The sequence below is a fragment of the Streptomyces sp. NPDC058239 genome, assembly GCF_042882185.1.
Lineage (GTDB): Bacteria > Actinomycetota > Actinomycetes > Streptomycetales > Streptomycetaceae > Streptomyces.
Window position 1 is genome coordinate 78438 of the sequence record NZ_JBHVWS010000033.1, and the last position, 20620, is coordinate 99057.

Consider the following 20620-nt stretch of genomic DNA (forward strand, 5'->3'; position numbering starts at 1 on the left):
GTCCTCGGGGTGCTTTGGATTCGGTCAGGCTGATGCTAGGCGCATCATCCGGCCACGGCTAACCGGCATTCTTCAGTGTCGCGCATCGGGCACTGTGATCAGCACGGGCCCCCGGTCACGTTTCGGCAGAATTCGTTAGTATATACCCACCAGGGGTATATAAACGGCAGGGTAAAGGGAAAACGGGAGGCAGCAATGACCACCACCGAGGCCGCCGCGACCACCGCCGCCACCGCGGAGACGGAACCGGTCGTCACCGACCACGACCGGGGTATTCACGGCTATCACCACCAGAAGGCCGAGCACCTCAAGCGGCTGCGCCGGATCGAGGGCCAGATCCGCGGACTGCAGCGCATGGTCGACGAGGACGTCTACTGCATCGACATACTCACCCAGGTCTCGGCGTCCACGAAGGCGCTCCAGTCCTTCGCACTCCAGCTGCTGGAGGAGCACCTGCGGCACTGCGTCGCCGACGCGGCGGTCAAGGGAGGCGAGGAGATCGACGCGAAGGTCGAGGAGGCCACGAAGGCCATCGCCCGCCTGCTCCGTACCTGATACGGGGAGATGCCTGGTGCGGAAAGGAAGCCTGGTGCGGGAGGGAAGCCCGGCGCCGGCGGGGATGCCCGGTGCGGGGCGGGGCCCGATGCGGGGCGGGGCCCCGCACTCACCCCCGGTGGTCGGCCTGCCGGGGGACGGCGGTTCGTTCGGCGATCACCTGGACGTCCAGCACCTCGTCGATACGGTCCGCACTGAGCCGTTCCCCGATCGCGGCCGACGCGGCGATCATCAGCTCACCGCAGAGCTCGATCTCGGCGAGGGCCACATGGTCAGATACGGTCCGCGTGCCGAGCGTCACCACGTCACTCACCTCTCACTGCCGTCGCCGACTTCCTAGCGTAGGGAGCGGACCACACGCCGCGCATGGCACGGACGGACCATTTCGCGCCGCCGGCATGCCTACGCCCCGCCTTTGTCCGTGCCCTCGCCCGTGTGCCGCCCGGCTATCTCTGTTGGATCTTCCCTGTGTAGATGTCGCGATCGTCCGGCAGTCGTACGGAGACAGGTACCCCGAATCCGTACAGCAGCGTCGTCGACACCACCTCCACCGCCGGCCCCTCGTTGGCGAAGCTGAACCGGTGGCGCACCTTGCGCAGCCGCCCCTGTTCGTCCAGATACGCGTCGAACGGCACCGTGTCCGTGTGGAACCCTTTCGCCGCCGCGGCCAGTGCCCCGCGCGATTCCGGCGAGGCCTCGCGCGCCGCCCGGCCGATGTCCGAGATCCCCCGGTAGTGCCGCACCACCACCCCGGCGAGCTCGGTCCTTCCTACGTACGTCACCTGCCGCGCCCCGCGCAGCAGTTCGGCGGCGGCCATCGGGTCGGTCACTCCGCCGGTGACCAGATTGCCGTCCTCCAGGGTCGTCGTATCGATCCTGACCCACTTGTTCGCGGGCACTCCGGCGCCGCGGTTCATCATGTAGAGCGCGCCGGGGGCCAGCAGTTCGGTGATGGGACGGTGCTCGTCCTCGCCCGCGGCGTCCTCGGGCAGCACGACCTTGAGCCGGCCCACCTGGTTGCGGAAGTCGTACGTCCCCCGGCCCCTGATCGTCACCCGCGTTCCGCCCGCCGCGGTCTCCATCGATGTACGCACCTCGGCGCTTCCGGCGACGGACCGGACTCCGGCACCGGCGGTGGCGGCCCCGGTCACCGTCCCCGTCCCCGTCCCGGTACCGCTCACCGTCCCCGCGAGCACCGCGGCCGCGCGGTGGACCGCGTCGAGGGAGTCGGCCCCGCCCCGTTCATCGGCCATGGCACGGCCGCCGCCGCCACCGCCGCCCGAGCATCCGGCGGTCGCCGCCATCACGCCCACCACGGCAAGGGCGCAGACAGCGCGCGCCCCGCCTCCGGACCTGTGCTGCTGCACCACCATCGCCTGCCAACCCCCAACGACGTACCGCTTGCCCGAGCCCCCCGTCCGTTCCGCATAACGACAGCCCGTGTCCCCCGTCACGCCGCTCCCGTACGCCACACCGCCGGGTGGCCGTGCCCAGTACCGTGGACGGGTGTATGTCCAACACACCGATGAGGTCCCGCTGACTCCCCCCACTCCCGCGTCCTCCGGGCACGAGCCCACGACCGTGGAACGCGGCTCGTTCTGCACCGCCCGCTGCAGCTGCGGCTGGTCCGGGCCGGCCCGCCGCTCCCGGGACCGGGCCCGCACGGACGCCGCGGAGCACAGCGCGGCGTCCTGACTTCCTCTCCCACTCCCCCGACCTCTCCCCACCGACCGGCCCTGAGTGGCCACGACCCGGAGGTCCGATGAACCTGCCGCCTCTGCCCGACCGGCGCACCCTGCTCACCGCGGGCGCCGCAGCAGCACTCACCGGCGTCACCACAACCGCCTGCAGCGGCGCATCCGGCTCGGGAACCGGTGCCGACGGCAACTCCCCGGGCACGTCAGGCGCCACGGGCGGCGTCACTCCTGCCTCACCGGCCTCATCGGTCCCGTCGAAACCCTCCCCCTCCGGCCCGGCGAACTGGTCCGCCCTGGCCAAGAGCCTCGACGGCACCCTCGTACGCCCCCAGGACGCGGCCTATCCGACCGCCCGTCAGCTCTACAACACCCGCTTCGACGGTCAGAAGCCCGCTGCCGTCGCATACGTCAAGCACAAGGCGGACATCCGCGAGTGCCTGGCCTTCGCCCGTCGCACCGCCATCCCCGTATCCATCCGCAGCGGCGGTCATTCCTACGCCGGCTGGTCGAGCGGCAACGGACGCCTCGTCCTTGACGTCTCGTCACTGTCCCGCGTCGACAGGAACGGCACGATCGGTGCGGGCGCCAAGCTCATCGACGTCTACCAGGGCCTCGCCCGCCACGGCCTGACGATCCCCGGCGGCTCCTGCCCCACGGTCGGCATCTCCGGCCTCACCCTCGGCGGCGGCCACGGTGTCGCGTCCCGCGCGTACGGCCTGACCTGCGACAGCCTCACCGCGGCGACCGTCGTCACGGCCGACGGCAAGACCCTCACCGTGGACGCCAAACACCACCCGGACCTCTTCTGGGCGCTGCGCGGCGCGGGCAACGGCAACTTCGGCGTGGTCACCGAGCTGACGTTCCGTACCCGCCCGGCCCCGCAGACCGTCACCGCGTACATGTCCTGGCCGTGGTCGCGCGCCCGGGCCGTCATCCAGGCCTGGCAGGAGTGGGGACCGTCCCAGCCCGACGAGATCTGGTCCTCGGCGCATCTCGACGCGGGCCCGGGCGGCCGCAACCCGACCGTTTCGGTGGCCGCGTTCAGCCTCGGTACTTACGGCGACCTGCAGAACGCCGTCGACCGCCTCGCCGGCCGGATCGGTGCCCCGGCCTCCTCCGTCTCGCTGCGCCGCCGCAGCTACCAGGAGTCGATGCTCGTGTACGCGGGCTGCTCGGGCATCACCAACGCCCAGTGCCATCTGCCGGGCAGGACGCCCGGCCGCACCGCACAGGGCACGCTCCAGCGCGAGACGTACGCCGCCGCGTCCGACTTCTATGACCGCTCCCTGTCCCCGGCGGGCGTGAGTGTCCTGCTCGACCGGGCCGAAGCGTTCACCCGGATTCCCGTCACCCAGGGCGGAGGCGGCGGCTCCATCGCGCTCACCGCACTCGGCGGGGCGATCAACCGGGTCTCCCCGCAGGCGACGGCCTTCGTCCACCGCCGCTCACGCGTACTCGCCCAGTACATCGGTGCCTGGACCCCCGGCACGGCGGGCAGCGCCCAACAGGACTGGCTGAAAAAGACCCATACGGCGATGCGCCGGTACGCGTCCGGAGCGGCGTACCAGAACTACACGGACCCGACGCTGACCGACTGGCGCCGGGCCTACTACGGCTCGGCGGCCGACCGTCTCACCCAGCTGAAGAAGCAGTACGACCCCGGCCGCCTCTTCGCTTTCCCGCAGGCTCTCTGAGTGCGGTGATGCCCGTGACGTACGGTCACGCCCGTGACATATGACCACGAGCGTGACGTATGGCCACAACCCCGGCCCCGGCCACCCGATGGTCCCGGCCACCTCCTACGCGGCCAGGTCCTTCTCGCTGTCCCCGCCGCCCGTCCCCGGCCGCGGCTCGGGAATCCCGAACGCCCCGGCCCGCCCGTCCGCCGTTGCCGACGGCTCCGGCCGGCGCGACCGTACGAGCCACCCGAGCCGGTCCGATCGGGAGACGGCCGCCACCAACGGGGTCAGCAGCATCATCGCCAGCGGGGCGAGCAGCAGAGCGGCTGCCGTGCCGAGCGCGAATCCGCCGATGACGTCGGTCGGGTAGTGGACACCCATGTAGATCCGGCAGAAGCCTTCCAGCAGGGCGAGCGCGATCGCGGCGATGCCGAACTTCCGGTTGGCCACGAAGAGCCCGACGGCCAGAGCCATCGCCATCGTGGCGTGGTCGCTCACGAAGGAGAAGTCGTTCTTCCCGTCCACCAGGACATCCAGCCCCTGGTGATCCCGGAACGGACGCGGCCGCTCCACGAAGCCGCGGATCGGGATGTTGATGAGCAGCGCGATCCCGGCGGCGAGCGGCGCCCAGACGATCCCGGCGACCGCCGTCACCGAATCATCGGCCGTGCCGCGCCGGCGCACGCTCCACCAGCACCACAGGACCACCAGGACCATGCCGAGCATGATCCCGTACTCGCCGACGAACTCCATGACCCGGTCGAACCAGGTGGGAGCGGACTTCGCGAGTCCGTTGATGTCGTAGAGCAGGCTGACGTCGGGGTTCGACCCATCCAGTGCGAGTCCAGCCATCTGCTGCGGCCCCTTGCCTTGTCTGCTGCCGCGGTCCACCCATGTGCACCGCTTTGACGAACCCCCGTGTCGGTTCGATCACTGCGTGGATCGGTGAATCGGTAATACGTGGATCAGCACTGCGTGGCGGCTCTGTCCGTGAGATCTTCCCCGGTCAGCGCCGCATGGTCAGTGCACCACTGCCCGGTCCACCCAGGGAACGACGTGCCCTGTGCGTACGTTCCACTCTCCACCGAATGATCACCATGACGTTATCGAAGAGTGACTCATCGTCGCAGCTCAGGGCCCAGGCTTCACGGAGAGTTCCGGCCACCGCCGTCCCGGCGTCATGCCGCCGGGAGGGCGGTCGGAAGGGCCGCGGCCCCGTCCTTGGTCACACGCGTCGCGCCGAAGTAGTCGGGTGTGTCGATCTTGTCGAACCGGATCACGGCCCCGGTATAGGGAGCGTTGATCATGTACCCGCCCCCGACGTACAGCCCCACATGGTGGATGGCCCGCGAGTTGCTCAGATCGTCCGAAAAGAACACCAGGTCACCCGGGAGCAGCTCGTCCCGCGAGGGGTGCGGCCCGGCGTTGTACTGATCGTTCGCCACCCGGGGCAGCTCGATGTCCACGGTGCGGTACGCGGCCTGGGTCAGCCCCGAACAGTCGAACCGCCCGCCCTGCTCGGCCGTGCCGTTGCCGCCCCAGAGGTACTTCGTACCGAGCTTCTTCTGCGCGAAGTAGATCGCCCCGGCCGCCTGCTGCGAGGGCTGCACCCGTCCGACGGGCCGGGCGAAGCTCTTCTCCAGGGACCGGATGATGGTGACGTAGTTCTGCGTCTCCGCGATGTCCGGAACCCCGCCCGAGCGGATCACCCGGTACGCACCGGCGTTGTACGCGGCCAGCATGTTGTCCGTCTGATCCCCCGGCACCTTCTTCACATACCCGGCCAGTTCGCAGTCGTACGAGGCGGCGGACGGAATCGCATCGGCCGGATCCCATACGTCCCGGTCCCCGTCCTTGTCCCCGTCGATCCCGTGACCGGCCCAGGTGCCCGGGATGAACTGGGCGATGCCCTGAGCGGCGGCGGGACTCTCGGCCCGGGGGTTCCACCCGCTCTCCTGGTACAGCTGGGCGGCCAGCAGGGCCGGGTTGATGGCGGGGCAGAGATTGCCCCACTTCTGCACCAGGGGCTGGAATTTCGCGGGCACGGCCCCCTTCGCCAGCGCGACGGCTCCGCTACTGCCGGAACTGACGAGTCCGGCAGCAGCGGAGTACGTACCGACAACGAGCAGCGCCACGAAGCACATGGCCATACCGACGCCGACGCCACCAACCACCCAGAATTTCCGCACCCCTCAACCATCCCCCATCGGGGCCGGGTTCATGAGCGGTTTCGCGGGTGTGTACGAATCAACCGGGTCATCAAGGTCGTTGACCAGCCACTCCGGAGCACTGACCGGCCATCAGGACGCTCCGGTGGACCAGTGGTCGGAGTGCACATTGGGACGCGGAAGGGGGTAGACCCCTTCATAGGCAGGCCCGTTCGGCTTGGAGGTGGAGTCAGCGACCTTCGACTCCTTCACGCAGGGGCTGTCCGCTTCGAAGAACGCCTGCCCCTTGCCGCGGAAACTCACACTGATGCCGAAGCCGGCCTTTGTCTGTGCGTAGACCGCCGGGAACTCCTTGTCGTTGTTCTTCGCCTTGATGCGGTAATCGCTCTTGCGCCAGAACTTCTCGACCTGGTCCAGGAAGCTCTGCCGGCGCTCCGCCGACACGATGGTCATCACGGTGCGCCTGCGCGTCACATCGCAGCTGCCCGTCGTCGTCGGACCGTGCGCCCACTGCACCTCGGGGTCGATCTCCTTCAGTACGGCGTCGAGCATGCCGTCGGACCGTTCGGCGGCCTCCTGCATGTCCATGCCGCCCTCCTTGGAGCTCTTGGTGCTCTTGGTCGTGTCGGCGCTCTCGCTGCCGCTCGATTGTCCGCTGTCGTTGCCGCAGCCGGACAGTGCGAAGCCGAAAGCCAGGGCCACCGCAACGATCTGGAACCTTCGCTTCATCGCTGTTCCTCCATCTTGAGCCTGTCGGAGTGTCCCGACACGATCAGAGCGATGCTGTCCGCCGACATAGCGTCCCGTACCGGATCGAAGTAGTTGGAGTGCGCGTCGAAGCTCACACCGCCGGTGCTGATCAGGGGCTGGCCGGGGGCCACCGGGAATCGCTGGGCTCCGAAGGCCTTGCTCGCCGGGTCCTTGCCGAACCAGAGGTCGTCATCTCCCGGGTCGGCCAGGTCTCCGGCGAAGTATGCACCGGCGGGGCCTCCCAGAATCATTCCCAACGCACCCACGGCGGCCTGTGTCTTGGACGGGAGCTTGGTCACCGGGTCGTTGGCCGCTGCACCGACGAAGACATGCCCGCTGCCGACACCGAGGTCCACGGCGCGGTCCACGCCCACCCCCGGACTACCGACCAGGATGATGTCGTCCACCCCCGGAATACCACCGTCGCGCTGCGTCGCGGCGCCCACGGTACGTGAACCGTAGGAGTGCCCGATGGCCGTGATGTGCGGGTCCTTGTTCTGGTTGGTGGCCGCGATACCACCCATGAAGTCGCTGTAGGCCACGCCGCCCTTCTCCGCGCGGCCGGTGCCCGCGACCGCCAGGCTGTGCAGCCCGTCCGGCGTCTGCGGTGCGTCGTATCCCAGCCAGACGATCGACGCGGTGGACGAGTCGTAACCCTGGGCGCCGATCGCCGTGTCACGAGCACGCTTGAGATCGTTCTTCGCGAATTCCTCGTCGAGGGAAGTGTTCAGCCCCGGCACATAGGCCGACACGTTCTTCGAGGTGTCGGGGTTGCCGTAGGAGACGATGGCCCTCCCGTTGCCCTCGTCGCTGATGCCGATCAGGTACATCGGCGGCTTGCTCCCCTCCTGCAGCTGCCGGTCGATCTCCTTCAACGCCGCCAGCTGGTCCTTCGACTTGGAGTCGGTCTTCCCCTCCAGCTTCGAAATCAGGTCCGGGAGGTTCTTCCGGTTGGCCGCGTCCCTGTCCGCCGCCGGGATGCCGTCCAGATTGCCGATCTTGTCCGGGGAGAGCTCCAGGTACTGATCGCGTTGTTGCTGCGTCAGCCCGTTCCACCAGTCCTTGCGTTGGGCCGCAGTCGCGTTGTGCGGAATTCGGTCGTTGAGGTAGTCGCGCTCCGCGTCCCGTACCGCCGCTTCCACGCGACTACCGGAGCCGGGCAGCCCGGCGACCGCGCCGCCGCCCCCGCCTGCTGCCTTGGTCATGTCCCAGGCGGCGGCTACGTGATCGCCCTTGCTCCACTTGTCGCCGGCGCCCCGTGCGGCCTGGGCGTACTGGTCGGCGATGCCCTTGGCGGTGTCGACGGGGTGGGCAACCGTGTCGATGGCACCGCTGACGTCGCCCCACAGGCCGTCGTCGCCGACGACGCCGGTGAGGAAGTTGCCGTCCGAGGGGCGCGAGGAGTTGGTGTCCGAGTTTTGTCTACCCGCGTCGACCTGCGAAGAAGAATCGCCGTTGGTCGAGCCGCCGGAACCGCCGGAGGTGTCGGAGCCACCGGTGCTGTCTGTGCCACCGGAGCCGCCGGAGGTGTCGGAGCCACCGGAACCCGAGCCGCCGGATGCGCCGGATCCTCCGGATGCCGTGGACCCGCCGGATGTGTCCGATCCTCCGGACCCCGTACCCCCGGTCACGGTCGCGCCCTCGGATCCCGCACCGCCGGCGGAATCGGATCCGCCCCCGGTCGAGGTGCCGCCGCCGTTACCCGTATCCGTGCCCTCGCCGGCGACCACGTCGACATCGGGTGCCGGACAGGCACTTCCGGTCAGCTGGCAGATGGCGTTACGGATCTCCCCGGTCAACTGCCCCCCGATGCCCGTCGCCACGAGCCCACCGATGAGGGCCACGACCACGAGGATCATGCCCAGGTACTCCATCGCGGTCTGACCGGCGTCCCGACGCCACTTGATCATCCGCGTGATGCTGAACGGCCGGTGCTCGGCGCGCTGTTCAGGACTGAGCCCGAACCATTCGCGCGAGCCGGCCCGGAACAGCAGGACGACGACGACAATCGGCATCACCAGTTGCGTCACACCCTGCCCGCCGGTGTCCTCGCTCAGTGTCGCCAGGGCGCCGAGGGTGAGCCAGGCGTGTACGGCGAGGAGCCCGCGCCAGATCCAGACACCGCCGGTCCGCATGTACAGCGACAGCACGAATCCCGTGACGCCGGGCAGTGCGGCGTACAGCACCATGCCCAGAAGGTGACCGTCCACCGCATCGACGGACGAGGCCACGACCAGCGCGTCGATCGCACCCACGACGGTGACGACGAAGAGCAGCCGTACGAGAATCAGCACCGCTTGCAGAGGGCGCGACAACGACTGTCTGCCCGGATGGGCGGCGGCAGCGCCTATATCGGCGCCACCCGGTACCGCTAATTCTCGTATGCCAGACACGACGGGTCTCCCAGCTTTGTGAGTGGGCGCAGCGACAGTTCCCCCGGTCTCTGTATGCGACCACACCAACACTGGGCGCGGCATGGGCCCCAGGGCCCAATGCAGGACTCAAAGTCCCAGGTGGCCAGCCTGTCCGTTACCCCCACCGACTGGCCTGATATGGGTCATTGGGGGTGATGACGTGACGTCAGGGAGCTCCGGCGGACCAGAAGTCGGAGCGGACGTTGGGGCGGGGGATGATCTCGGCGTCTGCGTAGCTCGGCCCGTTGGGTTTGGCGATCGGATCCGCGACCTCAGATTCCTGTACGCATGGGCTGTCGACCTCGAAGAAAGCCTGACCTTCGCCCCCGATGATCAAACTGACGCCGAACCCGTCCCGCGTCTGCGCAAAAATTGCCGGCACATCCGCGTCATTGTTGATCGCCTTGATCCTGTAGCCGCTCTTCCGCCAGAAGCGATCGACCACGCCCAGGAAGCTACCTCGGCGCTCCGCCGACACAATGGTCATTACCGTGCGCCGTCGAGTCACATCACAACTACCCGTGGTGGTCGGGCCGTGCGTCCACTGCACCTGCGGATGAATCTCCTTCAATAGCGCGTCGAGGATTCCGTCAGCACGTTCCGCCGCCTCCTGCATATTCATGTCAGTCTTCCCGCCATTCGAACGGATGCCACCGCTAGCACACGCAGACAGCGGAACAAACAGGAGCAGCGCCATCACCACAATCCAGAACTGGCGCCTCACCGGTACTCCTCCGCCTTCAGTTCGTTGGAACGTCCCGCCGCTACCAAGGCAATATTGTTTGCCGATACAGAGTCTCTCCTCGGATCGAAATAATGGGAGTGCGCATCGAGAGAGACCCCTTCACCGCTGATCAGCCTGGGCCCTTCATCCACTTGAAAGCGTCTCGCGCCGAATGATTCACTCGCTGGGTCCTTGCCGAACCAGAGGTCATCGTCCCCTTGATCGGCAATGTCTCCCGCCACGTAAGCAGCTGCTGGCCCAGCAGCAATGAGTCCCACAACACCGGCGGCACTCTGCTGCTTGGACGGAAGTTTGGTCACCACGTCGTGTTCGGCGGCTCCGACAAAGACGTGATCCTTCCCAACCCCGAGGTCTTCCGCGCGATTGACTCCTACCCCTGGGCTGCCAACGAGAACGATGTCGTCAACCCCTGGGATCCCACCGCCTTGCTGCGCGGCAGCGCCCACAGTGCGCGAACCGTACGAATGACCAATTGCGGTCAGGTGCGGGTCCTTATTCTCGTTGGTGACCGACAGACCGCTCATGAATCCATTGAAAGCACGTCCACCCTTCTCCGCCCTTTCATCACCCATCACATCCAGGCTCCCCATACCGTCAGGGGACTGTGGCGCGTCGTAGCCAAGCCACACGATCGCCGCACTCGAAGAGTCGTGAATGCGAGTACCGATCGCAGTGTCGCGGGCGCGCTTGAGATCATCCTTCGCAAATCCTTCATCCAAGGACGTATTCAGTCCCGGGACATACGCCGAAACATTCCTCGCAGTGTCGGGGTTGCCAAACGAAACGATCGCTCGCCCGTTCCCCTCGTCACCGATCCCGAGCAAGTACATCGGCGGCCCCCCAGGTTTGTGCCCCTCCCGCAACTGCCGGTCGATCTCCCGCAACCCCGCCAACTGCGTCTCCGACTTCGCGTCGTCCCGCCCCTCCAGCTTTCCCATCAGCAGCTGCAGGTTGTCCCGGTTCGCCGCGTCCCTCACCACAGCCGGAATGCCGTCCAAGTTGCCGATCTGGTCCGGGTACACCGCCAGGTACTCCTCGCGCTGTTCGTCCGTCAGGCCGGTCCACCAGGCCTTCCGCTCGGCCGGTGAGGCGTCGCGGGGGATGCCGTCTTTCAGGTAGCCGCGCGCCGCGTCCCGTACCGCGGCCGCGTCGCCCGCCGCGTCGGTCCACGTGGCGTCGGGGATCTTCAGGCCCTCCTCGGCCCTCAACTCGCGCAGGATGCGGGCGTACCGCCAGTCGATCTCGGCCGCCGTCCGGACGGCCTTCGCCACCCGGTCCGCGATGTCCTGCGCCTTCGCCACGTTCGGGTTGGGCGCGACCAGACCCGAGGGCGACAGGAGGCCGGGCGCCTCACTCACCGACGCCGTCCCGCCCGGCAGCGGCTTTCCGTCGATCAGGCCATCGCCCGCCGCCGGATACGTCACCGAACCATCCGCGTGCACGGTGAACTTCAGGGACTCCGCATCGTCCAGCGCCTCCCGCAACGCCCGTTGCTGGGTGCGCAGCTCATGGGCCAGGCTGTTCAGCGTCGTACGGAGCAATCCGCACTCCGTGTAGACGTACTGCAGGTTCCGGCTCATCTGCTGCAGCCGACCGACCGCCGCCTCCGCCGCCGCACCCCGCTGCGTACCGCGCAATCCGGTCAGGAGTTGCGTCTCGATGCGGTCCCGGCCCGCGTCGGCACGGTTGCTCGCCCTGCCCCACCCGTCGGCCGCACCCTCCAGTTCGCCGCACTTCAGGTCGCGTAACTGCGCCCAGGTGAGGGTCATCGCACCTCACCCCGACCCGACGACGCCACCGAAGCGAACGACGCCTTTACTGTCTCGTCCGTCTCGCCCTGGGCCCGGGCGACGGCCCTCAGCTTCCCGGCCAGCGCCCCGCACTCCCCCCGCGCGACCTCGAACCGTCGTACCCACGACTCCCGGACCGATCCCAGCTCCGCCAACGCGGTCAGACCTCCGGTCCCCGCGAGCAGGCCCTCGTGCGCCGTCTCCAGTTCCGACTTCACCGGGCCGAGGTGCGCACACATCCCTTCCGCACCACCGGCGGCCCGTAGCCAGACACCGTCGCTGTGCTTCAGTACGTCCCTGCCGCCGCCTCCCGCCGCACCCGCCAGATCGCTCAGCCGCTGCCGGCCCCCCGGCTGTCCCACCACTGCCACTCCGGCCACCCCGCTCCGTCCTTGATCGTGGAGCGGCACTGTGCCAAATCCGGTGCGGGCGACACGCCGCGCCCACACGCGCCTCAAGGCGTCAGGCCCCCGCAGGCCCCGCGCACCAGGCCCCGCATTTCACCCGAACGGGCTACCACCATGCCGCGCACGAGCCCGTCGGCCGGATCCCGCCGACGGTGTGGTCACCCCATGTCATGGACTCCTAGAGTGAGTTGGCAGACAAACGCGTGACACACACGCAACACGGGGAACGGGGCACGGAGTGACGCGAGTCGTGGGCGTGCACGGCGTGGGCAAGCAGCTCATGGGCAGCGAAATGTTGCGCAGCGATTGGTTTCCGGCCCTTTCCGACGGGCTCCGGCATGCCGGCCGACAAGCCGTCCCTTGCAGCGACTTCACAATGGCGTTCTACGGGGATCTGTTCCGGCCACCGGGCCGCACCCTGGCCGTGGGCGACCCCATGTTCACCGCGTCCGACGTCGCGGACGGCTTCGAACTCGACCTGCTCCTCGCCTGGTGGCAACACGCAGCCGACATCGACCCCGCCGTACCCCCGGCCACCGGCTCCACAACCCTCGCCCGTTCCCCCCGAGCCGCGCAGACGGCGTTACGGGCCCTGCAACGCTCCCGGTTCTTCGCCGATGTCTCGTTGCGGGCGCTGGTCTTCGATCTGAAGCAGGTACGCCGCTACCTCCTCGACGACGACCTGCGCACCGCCGCCCGTGAGCGGGTCCAGGAGCAGATCGGTCCCGACACTCACGTACTGATCGGCCATTCGCTCGGCTCCGTCATCGCATACGAGGCCCTGTGCGCGATGCCGGGGCATCCCGTAAAGACGCTGGTCACACTCGGTTCGCCGCTCGGCATGCGGATGGTCTTCGACCGGCTCCTGCCCCGTCCCGGCGACTGGCCCGGCAGCTCCCGCCCCGGCGACCGGGCGGGCCATCCCGACCCCGGACCCGGCCCCGCCCCGCGCTGGACCAACGTCGTCGACGAAGGCGATGTCGTCGCCGCGGTCAAGGACCTGTCGCTGCTCTTCGGGCCGTCCCTCGAAGGCAAGGTCGTGCACAACAGCTCCCATGCCCACGAGGCGACCGCGTACCTGACAGCGGCCGACACCGGTTCGGCGGTGGCAGAAGGCCTGCGGCGTGACTGAAACAGCCCCCACGCCCCCACCGCCTCCGCGCCGCTATCTCATCGCGACAGCGGTCACCGCCTACCCCAAGGCCCCCGCCCATCTGGAGTGGGACCGCCCCGGTCTCGCGGACGCCCGCCGCCGGGTCATCGATCTGTTCACCACACACCTCGGCTACGAGCATGTGTCCGACCTGGGCCTGAACCCCACCGAGGCCCAACTCCTGACCGAACTGCGCAACTTCAGCAAGTCGCCCGACCGACGCCCCGACGACCTCCTCGCCGTCTACATCGCGGGCCACGGCGAGGTGCTCGATGACGGCGAGCACGTACTCCTCACCTCGGACACCGACCCCGACGACATCGACGACGCCCTGCCCACACTCACCCTGGCCCGCAAGATCCTCCGGGGCACCCGGGTGCGGAGGCTCCTGCTGATGCTGGACACCTGCTTCTCCGGCCAGGGCGGCAACGAGCTGCTCTCCGCCATGGCCCGGCTGAAGGGCCGATGGAACGGCGACGAAGAAGCCGGGCTGGCAGTTCTCACCTCCGCACAGCCGGGCGAGCTCGCCGAGACCGGCGCCTTCCCCGAGCTCCTCGGCGAGGCCGTACGGAGCCTGGCCACGGCCGGTTACACCCCCGACACCCTTGCGCTCGACGCCGTCGTCAGTGCGATGAAGAACGACCCCAAGCGCCCCGGGCACCAGACGATCGGCCTGGAGATCATCTCCTGACCGGCGCGATCCCGCCGTTTCTGCCCAACGGGCATCAACGCGCCCGGCTCAGCCACTTCGACGTGGCCCTGCAGCAGACACTCGAATGGGAACGCCAGGCCGACCGCCGCGTCGTCGAATACCTGAGCCGTTTCCTGACCCGCGTCAAGGGGCATTCGGATCGCGCCAGGGCCGGCTGGTGGTTCTCCGGCCGCCATGACGCCCTCGCGGACATCTCCCGCTGGCTGATCGATCCGCCTCCCTCACAACCCGCGCTCGCCGTCACCGGAGGCCCTGGTTCCGGCAAGACGGCGGTACTCGGCCTCCTGGCCGCCGTCAGCGATCCCGAGCAGAGCCGCACCGTCCCGCTGGACAGCATGGGGCTCGCCTCGGTCCGCCTCCCGCCGCCACGCTCTCTCGACGCCGCGATCTACGCACAGAGCCTCACCGACCAGCAGGTCCTGCACGGCATCGCCGCCGCCGCGCGCGTCACGGCCGACACCGTCTCCGAACTGGTCGACCGACTGGCGGCCGGACCGGGTCCATCCGACCGGCGACCGCTGACGATTCTGATCGACGCACTCGATGAGGCCGTCACCCCCGAGAGCCTCTGCCGCAACATCCTGCGTCCCCTGATCGACCCGGGCACCCCACACCTGCGGCTGCTCCTGGGAACCCGCCCCCACCTGCTCGAACGGCTCAAGCTGGGCAACGCCGAGCGCATCGACCTCGACTCCGAGAGGTACGCCGACCCCGAGGCCGTCCACGCCTACACGATCCGCAACCTCCTCGGCGCACACATCCACTCCCCCTATCTGTCCTGCGGCGCCACCGTGCTCACAGCCGTCGCACGCCAGGTGGCCCGGGCGGCGGGCCGGTCCTTCCTCGTTGCCCGCATCACCGCAGGCACCCTCGCCGCCACACCGGAACTCCCCGACCCCGATGCCCCCGACTGGATCGCCTCACTGCCCCGGATGCCCGGCGAAGCCATCCACAACGACCTCACCCGACGCCTCGGCGACCGGGCCCCCGAGGTCATGGACCTGCTGCGCCCGCTCGCCTTCGCCCAGGGCCAGGGCCTGCCGTGGGAGGACATCTGGGCCCCGGCCGCCTCGGCGGTCTCCGGCCACGGCTACACCAACGAGCACCTGTGGCAGCTGCGCTCCACCGCCGGTTCGTACATCGTCGAGGCGATCGAGGACGGCCGCTCCGTGTACCGGCTGTACCACGAGGCGATGGCCGAGTACCTCCGTACGGACCAGGACGCGCAGGCCGTGCACGCCGCCCTCACCTCGGCGCTGTCCGCGACGGTCCCGCACGGTGCCGACGCCGCCCCCGACTGGTCGCGCGCCCATCCCTACCTCCGCCGCCACCTCGCCACGCACGCCGCACTCGGGGGCGTACTCGACGAACTGGTCCAGGACTCCGACTACTTGGTCCACGCGGAGTGCGACGCACTCGCCCCGCATCTGCGTCTGCTGACCACCGCCGAGGGCCGGCTTCACGGTGCCGTCTACCGGGCGTCGATCGGTACCCACCGCCCGCTGACGCCCGACGAGCGGCGGTCAGTTCTCGCGCTCGACGCGGCACGGTACGGGGCTGGTGCGACACGGCGGGCGCTCGCCGACCGGATGCCGGCCGGCGCCTGGAAGCCCGTCCACGCGACCGGCAGCGGTGTCTCCCCGGCCATGCACAACATTCTCACCGGGCATACCCGCGAGGTGTCAGCGGTGGCCTGCACCGTGATCGACGGCCGACCCGTCGCCGTCACCGGCTCCCACGACCACGCCGTGCGGATCTGGGACCTCAACACCGGCCGGCCCATCGGCGAACCCCTCACCGGGCACGAGACCCCGGTGACCGCAGTGGCCTGCACTCAGGTCGACGGCCGGCCCGTCGCCGTCACCAGCTCCTACGACTCACCTGCGCGCATCTGGGAGCTCGACACCGGTCAACCCGTCGGCGAACCCTTCACCGGGCCCAACAGTCCTGTGGATGGGCTCATCTGCGCCGAGTTCGACAGTCAGCCCGTCGTCGTCACCGCTTCGTACCACGACCCCACGGTACAGATGTGGGACCTACGCACCCGCCAACCTGTCGGCCCGCCCCTCACCCACCACACCGCCTGGTTCCAAGCGGTGCTCTGCGCGGGAACCGACGGCCGACCCTATGCCATCGCCAGCTACCGGGACACGGACAGGAAGCACCTGGTGCGGGTGTGGGACCTGAGCACCGGCCGGCCCGTCGGCGACCCCTTGATGTCCGAGGACGGTCCGGTGAAGACCGCGGCCTGCACCGAGATCGACGGCCGACCCGTCGTCATCGCCGGCACCCCTGTTTCCGTGCAAGTGGTGGACCTCACCACCGGCCGACCCATCGGCCCGCCCTTCCCCACCTACACCGGCGCACCGACTGGGCTGGCCTGCATCCACCTCGACGGACAACCCATCGGCGTCGCAACCTCCCGCAACGGGGAGCTGTCGCTGTGGAATCCGGGCACGCGACGCGTCATCGGCGACCTCACGGGCCATACCAGTGGGGTGAGTGCGGTGGCCTGCATCTACCTCGACGGCCGGCCCGTCGCCGTGACCGGCTCGCGCGACTACACGGTTCGCGTGTGGGATCTGAACACCGACAGCCCCATCGGCCGGCCCTCCGCAGGACACACCGACAAGGTGACGGGAGTGACCTGCGGCCGACTCGACGGCGAACCTGTCGCCGTCACCACCTCCTCCAGCGACAGCGCACGGGTATGGAGCCTGCAAACCCACAAGGCCATCGATCAGTTCAGCATGGGGATGACTGGCCCGTCGGAGGTGGCCGCCGTCACCTCCACCGTCGACGGCCGACCCGTCATCCTCAGCCTCGACGACCGACCCGACCTCCGCTTCAAAGTACGGGTCTGGGACCTGCAAGCCCGCCTGCCGACCGGCCGGCTCCTGATCGACACGATCCGTCGGGTGACGACGCTGGCCTGGACCCGACTCGACGGACGGCCCCTCGCCCTCATTGGCTACGACGACGGAGCAACACAGTTGTGGGACCTGGAGACCCGCCGCCCCGTCGGCCGCACCCTCAACGGACGCAAGGGTTCGAGTGAAGCAGCGGCCTGCATCCGACTCGACGGACGGTCCGTCGCCCTCATCAGTTACACCGACAACAGCGTGCGCCTCTGGGACATGGACACCGGCGAACCCATCGGCCGACCGCTCATCGGCCACCTCGGCCGGGTGACGGCCGTGGAATGCATCGAGATCGACGGCCGGCCCGTCGCCGTCACGAGTTCCCATGACAAGACGCTGCGCATGTGGGACCTGAACACCCAGTCCGCCTTCGGCCGTCCCCTCGTCGGCCACACCAACTGGGTGAACGCCATGCTCTGTACCGAAGTCGACGGACGCCCCGTCGCCGTGACCGGCTCGCACGACAACACCGTACGGATCTGGAACCTCCAGAATCCCACGGCGGCGCCCACGGTGATCCGGTTGGCCAACCGCTGCTCGGCACTCGCCGTTTCCGACGGCCACCTCGTGGCCGCCTTCGGCAACGACGTGGCGTTCTTCAGCCGGGAGCCCGTTTCCTCTCGTCCGCGGTCCGGCTGGACGCCATGACTCGCACGCTCACCGCGCCCGAGTGGACGATCTGAATCCTGGACCTGCGCGGCGGTCAGGCCGCGATGTCGGCCGGTTCCGGGTCGGCGGCCAGGCGGGCGTGCAGGTGCTCGTCGTGGCACGCCCCGTCGCCGTAGCGGTGGGAGTCGCGCAGTGTGCCCTCGGGAAGGTAGCCGCAGCGGTGGGCCACCCGGCAGGAGGCCTCGTTGCCGGTGGCGTGGGCGATCTCGATCCGGCGGGCATCGGCCGTCTCGAAGGCCCAACTGGTCACCGCTCTGGTCGCTCTGGTGGCCACGCTCCGTCCCCGAGCGGCCGGGAGTGTCCAGTAGCCGATCAACGCGAGGCCGTCCGCGCGGTCGACCCAGCTCAGACGAACGGCGCCCAGCAGGGCGCCGTCGGCCGCGCCCAATACGGCGAAGGCGGCGGCACCGCGGTCCCAGCCGCCCTCGCGCAGCTCCAGCCACGCCATGGCCTCGGCGCGATCAGCTGCCGGAAAGGGCGAGCCAGTCGTCGACGGTGACGACGTCCGCCCACTGCGGGAACAGCTTCTCGGTGAGGAACCGGTGAACCTCGGCGTCGGTGTCCAGGCAGGCGGCCTGCCAGGTCAGAGCGTCGGCGTATGCAGCGAGCCGCGAGACCTTGCATCAGCTCAGCGCCGTCGCGGGACGCGGCTGTTCAGTTGCCGACGAGGGCGTCGTGGATGGCCCACCCCATGTCGCCGGCGCACCAGCTGATGTTGCCGAGGACGGCGACGTCCAGGCCCTGCTGCGGGTAGTGATAGAGGCGGGCACTGGCCCCGTCCTCCTCGCCCGTGTGGCCCCAGCGGACGATGGTTCCTTCATCGTCGAGGATGTGGGTGAGGCCGAAGCCGTACATCCACCGGTAGCCGCGGACCTTCTCCTCACGCTCGTCGACCTGCGGGGTCAGCGCCAGGCGTGTGGTCTCCTCGTTCAGCAGCAGCCCGCGGCGCAGTGCGTGGGCGAAGGCCGTCAGATCGGCGGCGCTACAGGTAGCCCCTCCGTCGGCGGCGGCCCCGGGGGTGGTCGCGTAGTGATTGGTCCGGTACGGGGTGGGGCTGCCGGCGGTGGTGAGGTATCCCTCGGCGATGTCCGGCCCCAGGTCGTCCAGGGCCGGGAATCCTGCCGCGCTCATTCCGGCACGGGCGAATACATCGTCGGCGATGACCTCCTCGAACGAGCGGCCGGTCACCGATTCGATGAGCAGGCCGAGCAGGATGTAGCCGGCGCCGTTGTACAGATGGCGCTCCCCAGGAAGGAAGTGGGGCTGCTTGCCGGCGAACAGTGACAGGTAGTCCTTGTTGCTCCGCAGCAGGTAGAGCGGGTGGGAGGAGGTCAGGGCGGCCCATTCGGCCTCCCAGTCGGCGCTGCCCTCCTCGAACCAGTCGCCGATGCCCGCCGTCATCGTCAGGGCGTGGTGGACCGTGACACGCGGATCGAGCTGGGGCATGTGCTCTTTCACGAAGCCCACCAGCGCGTCGTCGAGGCGGACCTGCTTCCGCTCGACGAGCTGCAGGACGGCCACCGCTGTGAACATCTTGGACACCGACGCCACCCGGAATCGCGTGTCGCACGTGTTCGGTATGGACCACCGCCGTGACGCCATCCCGAACGCGCGGGTGAATACCGGCTCCCCGTGACGCGTGACACGGACCGTGCCGGAGAACCCCCTCCCCTGCGCCACTGCGGAGACGGCCTCCTCCAGGCCAGCCGGATCGAATCCGTCAGCCCTCGTCACGATCGTCACCGCAGACCCCTCACAGAAGAAAGTTAACCAGTCATCGGTGATGATGATCGTCACCAGTCCGCCTGCGAGCAACCGATTTACCCTGACCACACGAGCCGCGGCGAGAGTGTCGCCCAACTCGCGTCGGCCAACGGTCCGTTGACCGCGACGCACATTCCGTCACCTCGCGGATCGCGCGTCGTCGGTATCCCCTCCGGCCCCGCGGTGCTCAGGCGCCGGATTCCCGGCTCGGGTGGGGCGGGATCTCCACGCCGAGGCCAACGAACGGTTCGACGAGCGCGTCGTACTGCTTGGGCGTGAGGTTCTTACGCTTCAGGATGTAGAGGTACTCATGGGGGCGTGATGGCGCACCCGCTCAGCAGACCGTGCCCGACTCTGCCCCCGTCGCCCGGAGCAGATCCCGCACCAGGTCGTAGTCGATCGCCTCCGTCTTACGGAAGCGCAGGCAGCCCTTCCCCATGTCCTGCCCGGCCAGCCGCTCCGCGAAGGCCTCGCGCACATCGCTGCGCATCAGGTAGAAGGAGATGTACTGCTTCTGCGAGGCGAACGCGATCTCCGCGGTGCCGTCCCGCTCGTACGCGGGCATCCCGTACGCCATGACCTCGTCGAACCCGGCCAGCTCCGCCCGGCACAACTCCCGCAGCCTCGCCAGGGCGTCCCTGCGCGCCTCGGGCACCTCGGCCAGATACCCGGCCACGTCCTTCGCCTCGCTCCGCACCATGCAACGAGGCTATGCCCGTCCCGTGCATCTGTCGCCCGGCCCGCACTCCCCCTCGTCCTCCCCTTTGGCCGCGCACTCCACCCAGAGCAGCTTCCCGCCCTGCCCCGGCAGCCCGCCGCGCATGGGGTACGCGCCCCAGCTCTCCGCGTAGAGGGTGACGAGATAGAGCCCCCGCCCACGTTCGGCGAGCTCCGCCGGGGCCTCGGCGCTCCATCGGAACGGGGCGGGGATGTGCGGGTTGGTGTCCCAGACACTCAGCCGGATACGACTGCGCCCGGCGTCGCGCAGGCGCAGGGAGTACGCCCCCGAGGAATGCAGGTAGGCGTTGGTGACCAGCTCGCTCGCCAGCAGTTCAGCGGTCTCGATGAGTTCGCGCATGCCGTGCACGCGCAGGATGGTGCGGAGGGTTGCACGGGCCACGCCGGGGGCGCGGGGATCCTGCGGGAGTTGGAGGGTGTACGTCCAGGGCGGGGATACCGTGGCACTGACCATGGAA

General features: G+C 69.0%; 18 protein-coding genes and 1 pseudogene. 6 read left to right on the forward strand and 13 right to left on the reverse strand.

What is annotated here, in order from left to right; all coding sequences use genetic code 11:
- Nucleotides 1-195 precede the first annotated feature (195 nt).
- Complete coding sequence (locus ACFVYE_RS29570) at nucleotides 196-555, forward strand: metal-sensitive transcriptional regulator (RefSeq protein WP_383959833.1); 360 nt, start codon at nucleotides 196-198, stop codon at nucleotides 553-555.
- A 109-nt stretch (nucleotides 556-664) separates the two neighbouring features.
- On the opposite strand, the gene ACFVYE_RS29575 is transcribed toward ACFVYE_RS29570, so the two are convergent.
- Together ACFVYE_RS29575 and ACFVYE_RS29580 are read right to left on the reverse strand one after the other, a co-directional pair.
- A complete protein-coding gene (locus ACFVYE_RS29575) occupies nucleotides 665-859 on the reverse strand; it encodes a hypothetical protein (RefSeq protein ID WP_383959831.1) in 195 nt (64 codons plus the stop codon).
- 142 nt (nucleotides 860-1001) lie between these two features.
- Entirely contained in the window at nucleotides 1002-1928 is a 927-nt protein-coding gene (locus ACFVYE_RS29580) for a hypothetical protein (protein WP_389607701.1), read from the reverse strand.
- A gap of 133 nt (nucleotides 1929-2061) precedes the next feature.
- Here ACFVYE_RS29580 and ACFVYE_RS29585 point away from each other — a divergent pair, with 133 nt between their 5' ends.
- Both ACFVYE_RS29585 and ACFVYE_RS29590 read left to right on the forward strand, forming a co-directional pair.
- Nucleotides 2062-2250 carry a hypothetical protein gene (locus ACFVYE_RS29585; protein WP_383959829.1) on the forward strand — a complete coding sequence of 63 codons (189 nt, stop codon included), beginning with the start codon at nucleotides 2062-2064 and terminating at the stop codon, nucleotides 2248-2250.
- Between the two features lie 67 nt (nucleotides 2251-2317).
- Nucleotides 2318-3946 carry an FAD-binding oxidoreductase gene (locus ACFVYE_RS29590; protein ID WP_389607702.1) on the forward strand — a complete coding sequence of 543 codons (1629 nt, stop codon included), beginning with the start codon at nucleotides 2318-2320 and terminating at the stop codon, nucleotides 3944-3946.
- Between the two features lie 105 nt (nucleotides 3947-4051).
- On the opposite strand, the gene ACFVYE_RS29595 is transcribed toward ACFVYE_RS29590, so the two are convergent.
- The 7 genes from ACFVYE_RS29595 to ACFVYE_RS29625 form a co-directional block, all read right to left on the reverse strand.
- Nucleotides 4052-4783, reverse strand: a complete 732-nt coding sequence (locus tag ACFVYE_RS29595; RefSeq protein ID WP_383959826.1) for a phosphatase PAP2 family protein — start codon at nucleotides 4781-4783, stop codon at nucleotides 4052-4054.
- A 326-nt stretch (nucleotides 4784-5109) separates the two neighbouring features.
- Nucleotides 5110-6120 (reverse strand): NlpC/P60 family protein, encoded by a 1011-nt coding sequence (locus tag ACFVYE_RS29600; RefSeq protein WP_383959825.1) that lies wholly within the window; start codon nucleotides 6118-6120, stop codon nucleotides 5110-5112.
- A gap of 111 nt (nucleotides 6121-6231) precedes the next feature.
- Nucleotides 6232-6828: a hypothetical protein gene (locus ACFVYE_RS29605; RefSeq protein ID WP_389607703.1), complete on the reverse strand. Its 597-nt coding sequence runs from the start codon at nucleotides 6826-6828 to the stop codon at nucleotides 6232-6234.
- The gene (locus tag ACFVYE_RS29610) at nucleotides 6825-9143 is read right to left on the reverse strand and encodes an alpha/beta hydrolase (RefSeq protein ID WP_389607704.1); all 2319 of its coding nucleotides are present in this window, start codon (nucleotides 9141-9143) and stop codon (nucleotides 6825-6827) included. The genes ACFVYE_RS29605 and ACFVYE_RS29610 overlap by 4 nt, the downstream gene beginning before the upstream one ends.
- Nucleotides 9144-9429: 286 nt before the next feature.
- Entirely contained in the window at nucleotides 9430-9960 is a 531-nt protein-coding gene (locus tag ACFVYE_RS29615; protein WP_389607719.1) for a hypothetical protein, read from the reverse strand.
- A gap of 23 nt (nucleotides 9961-9983) precedes the next feature.
- Nucleotides 9984-11777 (reverse strand): alpha/beta hydrolase, encoded by a 1794-nt coding sequence (locus tag ACFVYE_RS29620; protein ID WP_389607705.1) that lies wholly within the window; start codon nucleotides 11775-11777, stop codon nucleotides 9984-9986.
- Nucleotides 11774-12178, reverse strand: coding sequence for a hypothetical protein (locus ACFVYE_RS29625; RefSeq protein ID WP_383959816.1), 405 nt, complete (start codon nucleotides 12176-12178; stop codon nucleotides 11774-11776). The genes ACFVYE_RS29620 and ACFVYE_RS29625 overlap by 4 nt, the downstream gene beginning before the upstream one ends.
- Before the next feature lie 403 nt (nucleotides 12179-12581).
- On the opposite strand from ACFVYE_RS29625, the gene ACFVYE_RS29630 reads away from it, so the two are divergent.
- The 3 genes from ACFVYE_RS29630 (at nucleotide 12582) to ACFVYE_RS29640 (ending at nucleotide 17639) form a co-directional block, all read left to right on the forward strand.
- Complete coding sequence (locus ACFVYE_RS29630; RefSeq protein WP_389607706.1) at nucleotides 12582-13337, forward strand: hypothetical protein; 756 nt, start codon at nucleotides 12582-12584, stop codon at nucleotides 13335-13337.
- Nucleotides 13330-14049, forward strand: coding sequence for a caspase family protein (locus tag ACFVYE_RS29635; RefSeq protein ID WP_389607707.1), 720 nt, complete (start codon nucleotides 13330-13332; stop codon nucleotides 14047-14049). Before ACFVYE_RS29630 ends, ACFVYE_RS29635 begins: the two co-directional genes overlap by 8 nt.
- Nucleotides 14050-14111: 62 nt before the next feature.
- A complete protein-coding gene (locus ACFVYE_RS29640) occupies nucleotides 14112-17639 on the forward strand; it encodes a hypothetical protein (RefSeq protein WP_389607708.1) in 3528 nt (1175 codons plus the stop codon).
- A 55-nt stretch (nucleotides 17640-17694) separates the two neighbouring features.
- Here ACFVYE_RS29640 and ACFVYE_RS29645 read toward each other — a convergent pair.
- From ACFVYE_RS29645 to ACFVYE_RS29660, 4 genes and pseudogenes are all read right to left on the reverse strand, one after another.
- Nucleotides 17695-18117: pseudogene (locus tag ACFVYE_RS29645) on the reverse strand (GNAT family N-acetyltransferase); the annotation flags it as partial.
- Nucleotides 18118-18314: 197 nt separating this feature from the next.
- Nucleotides 18315-19556 carry a serine hydrolase domain-containing protein gene (locus ACFVYE_RS29650; protein WP_389607709.1) on the reverse strand — a complete coding sequence of 414 codons (1242 nt, stop codon included), beginning with the start codon at nucleotides 19554-19556 and terminating at the stop codon, nucleotides 18315-18317.
- A gap of 202 nt (nucleotides 19557-19758) precedes the next feature.
- Complete coding sequence (locus ACFVYE_RS29655) at nucleotides 19759-20124, reverse strand: iron chaperone (protein WP_383959810.1); 366 nt, start codon at nucleotides 20122-20124, stop codon at nucleotides 19759-19761.
- Nucleotides 20125-20133: 9 nt separating this feature from the next.
- Nucleotides 20134-20616 carry an ATP-binding protein gene (locus ACFVYE_RS29660; RefSeq protein WP_389607710.1) on the reverse strand — a complete coding sequence of 161 codons (483 nt, stop codon included), beginning with the start codon at nucleotides 20614-20616 and terminating at the stop codon, nucleotides 20134-20136.
- Nucleotides 20617-20620 lie beyond the last annotated feature (4 nt).